The sequence below is a fragment of the Pseudomonas sp. A-R-19 genome (assembly GCF_019956575.1).
In the GTDB taxonomy this organism is placed as follows: domain Bacteria; phylum Pseudomonadota; class Gammaproteobacteria; order Pseudomonadales; family Pseudomonadaceae; genus Aquipseudomonas.
Genome location: NZ_JAHBDR010000015.1, coordinates 1 through 3,437 on the forward strand (window position 1 = coordinate 1; position 3,437 = coordinate 3,437).

Genomic DNA, 3,437 nt, shown 5'->3' on the forward strand with positions numbered 1-3,437 from the left:
ACCATCCCCACCACCGTCGCCGAGCGTACGTTGGCCTCGAAGCGATACAGCGCGTAGGACACCCACAGCGGCATCACTTGCGGGATCACTCCGTAGATCACTTCTTGCAAGGCACTGGCGCCGGTGGCGCGAACGCCTTCGACCGGTCCGGGATCAATTGCCTCGACGGCTTCAGCGAACAGCTTGGCGAGTACCCCGGTGGTGCTGATCCACAGCGCCAGCACGCCGGCAAAAGGCCCCAGGCCGACGGCCACCACGAACAACATGGCAAACACCATTTCGTTGATCGAACGAAAGGCGTCCATCACCCGGCGCAGCGGCTGGTGAATCCACCACGGCGTAATGTTCTCCGAGCAGAGAATGCCCAGCGGCACCGAGCAGACAATCGCCAACACCGTGCCCCACAGGGCGATTTGCACGGTGACGAGCATTTCCTTTAGGTACATGCGCCATTCATGGAAGTCCGGCGGAAAGAAATCCGCGGCGAAGGTCGCCATGTTTCCCGAGTCGCGGTACAGCGCCATCGGATTCATCTCGGCGCCGTGCCAGGCCCAGGTCAGCATGACCAGGAACAGGCCCCAACCGACGTACTGCGGCCAGGTGCGCTTGCCAACAGCTTCAGCGTGCAGAGTGGTCATGAGGTTTCTCTAAATTGCGTAATGCAGAACCTGTAGGAGCGAGCCTGCTCGCGATGGTCGTCAACGATGACGCGGGAAACCGGGAGAAACGCGGTGTCCTTACGTTCATCGCGAGCAGGCTCGCTCCTACAGGGGTTAGCCGTTGGCTGCGGATTTTTTGTCGGCGGTTTTGTCGAGCAAGGTCAGACGCTCTTGCAGCTTGGCCAGCTCGGCATCGATGTCGGCCAGTTTCTTGGCCTTGTCGACCGCTTCCAGCTTGTCGTCGGCGCTGATCGTGGTGCGCTGCTTGAACAGCTCGAGCTGACGGATCGGCAACAACTGGTCGTCGCTGGATTTCAGGAACTTGCCCAGTTGCATGCCCTTGAGCACGGCCTTCTCTTCGTCGGTGTCGCCATAGCTGAAGATGAAATCGCGGATCTTGGTCTTCTCGCTGTCGCTCAGCGCTTTGCTCCACACCAGCGGGTCGGCCGGAATCAGCGGCGACTTCCAGATCACCTTGAGCTGTGCCGCCTTGTCCGGCTGGGTGACTTCCAGGCGATCCCAGCTTTCGGTGTTGAAGGTCGCCACATCCACTTGCCCCTTGGCCACGCTCAGCGCGTTGACTTCATGGCTGGAGTTCAGGGTGCGCTTGAACGCGGTGGCGGCATCGACGTGGTTCTTGGCGAACACGTAATAGCCCGGCACCAGGTAGCCCGAGGTGGAGTTCGGGTCACCGTTGCCAAAGGTCAGGCTCTTGGCGTTTTTCAGCATGTCGTCGACGGAGTTGATCGGGCTGTCCTTGCGCACGATCAGCACGCTCCAGTAACCGGCGGCGCCGCTGGCGGCTGCGGTCTGGGCGAAGATCTCGCCGTTGGAGCGGTCCACCGCCTCGATGGCGGCCTTGTTGCCCAGCCAAGCCACATCGACCTTGTTGAAGCGCATGCCCTGGATCAGGCCGGCATAGTCAGAGGCAAACGTGGCGTTGATCTTCAGGCCGGTCTGCTTCTGCATGTCATCCAGGAACGGTTGCCAGATGCTCTTGAGGTTCTGCGAAGACTCGGTGGACATGATGCCGAAGTTGATGGCTTTTTCTTCAGAGTGGGCGGTGCCCAATACACAGCTGGCGAGCAGCGCTGCACCAGCAAAAACGCGACCGATACGGTTCAACGTGGAAAGGTTTCCTGAGGGTGAACGGTTGGGGAGTTCGAGGTTGATCACGCGCGCGCCAGCGCCAGTCGCGGCGCCGCTTCGCTGTGACGGGAAGACTCGGAACACATGAGGCTGGTGTCGATGTCGGCACCGTACAAATCGTTGAGGAACTGGCCGCTCAACTCAGAGCCGGGGCCATCGAAATGAATCCGCCCGGCCTTGAGCGCCACGGCGCGCGGGCAATAGCGGGTGGCGTAGTCGACTTGATGCAGGGTCACCACCACCGTCTTGCCGTCGCGGCGATTGATGTCGGCGAGAATCTCCATGACCTTGCGTGCCGACTCCGGGTCGAGGGAGGCAATCGGCTCGTCCGCCAGAATCACCTCGGCCCGCTGGGTCAACGCACGGGCAATCGCCACGCGCTGTTGCTGACCACCGGACAGGGTCGAGGCCCGTTGCGCCGCCAGGTCGGCCAGGCCGACACGGTCCAGGGACTCCATGGCGAACTGCTTTTCCTCGGCATTGAACAGACTCAAGTTGCCACGCCAGCGCGGCATGCGCCCCAGGCAGCCGAGCAGCACGTTGTCGAGCACACTCAGGCGGTTGACCAGGTTGAACTGCTGGAAGATGTAGCCGATGTCGGCGCGCAGGCGGCGCACCTTGCCATTCAATCGGCCGGATGCCTGCACCTCGCGTCCCAGCACCCTGACACTGCCGCCGTTGTTGCGATCGCAGCAGGCCAGGCCCGCGAGATGGCGCAGCAAGGTGGACTTGCCGGAGCCGGACGCGCCGATCAGCGCGACCATCTCACCGGCCGCGATGGTCAGTTCGAGGTCGACCAGTGCGGTTTTACGCGCAAAGGTCTTGTTCAGATGATCGACATGGATAGCTGCGTTCATGGGCTTCTCTGTCTGGTTGAACAGCCATCCATGGCTGCATTTGGGTTCAACAGACTTTAGGCACCGGGCATGTCAGCCCTATGACTTGCACATGTCACTGGATGGGCCATTTGATGAAGGTTTTGTGAAAGGTTGAGCTGGAGGTTTCCGCATTTGGTCGCGGTTGTAGCCATTGTTGTGTTCGCTGAAGAACCCTGTGGGAGCGGGCTTGCTCGCGAAGGCTTTGTGTCAGGCGATGAGGATTTTGTTGGTGTACATATCCGTTGCTGCGGTCACGGCGACTTAGGGTTCCGCCCTTACGGCGGGTCACTTTGGAAAAGCCCCAAAGTAACCAAAGGGCTCTTGCCCCTTTCGTTCGGTGCCTCGCCTAGGCTCGGCATGCCCTCGCTCCGGTCCTGCTCCGTGGGCCCGCCGCCATCGGCCATCCATGGCCGGGGGCGACTAACCCGGCATCCATGCCGGGTTGCCCACTGCGCAGAACCTCCTCTCGGCCTCTCGAGGGGGCGTGCACCGCAAAAGCCAAAGCGAGGCGGCCTACCGGCCGGCCTGATCGTGAGGTTGTACACGCCTCCCCCGTAGGAGCTGGCTTGCCGGCGATGGCGCCACTTCAGCCAACCCCGCTGTACCTGACACACCGCCATCGCCGGCAAGCCAGCTCCTACAGGGATTGAGTACATCTGGGAGAGATTGGTCGGCTGTCAGGCCGTCTTCGCGAGCAAGCCCACCCTCACAGGATTTGCGTCAAACACAATTTTTTGAACGACATCAAAAC

General features: G+C 61.3%; 3 protein-coding genes. All 3 read right to left on the bottom strand.

Annotated features, from left to right (window positions below; translation table 11 throughout):
• On the bottom strand, nucleotides 1–638 hold a 638-nt coding region (phnE, locus tag KGA88_RS01075), incomplete at its 3' end, for a phosphonate ABC transporter, permease protein PhnE (RefSeq protein WP_223588302.1).
• A gap of 135 nt (nucleotides 639–773) precedes the next feature.
• Nucleotides 774–1,784 (bottom strand): phosphonate ABC transporter substrate-binding protein, encoded by a 1,011-nt coding sequence (phnD, locus tag KGA88_RS01080; RefSeq protein WP_223588304.1) that lies wholly within the window; start codon nucleotides 1,782–1,784, stop codon nucleotides 774–776.
• A gap of 47 nt (nucleotides 1,785–1,831) precedes the next feature.
• Nucleotides 1,832–2,665: a phosphonate ABC transporter ATP-binding protein gene (gene phnC, locus KGA88_RS01085; protein WP_110662784.1), complete on the bottom strand. Its 834-nt coding sequence runs from the start codon at nucleotides 2,663–2,665 to the stop codon at nucleotides 1,832–1,834.
• Between the last annotated feature and the right edge of the window lie 772 nt (nucleotides 2,666–3,437).

Excerpts from the sequence above, each read along its gene's own strand:
- phnC (WP_110662784.1), bottom strand. The coding sequence starts at position 2,665 with ATGAACGCAGCTATCCATGTCGATCATCTGAACAAGACCTTTGCGCGT.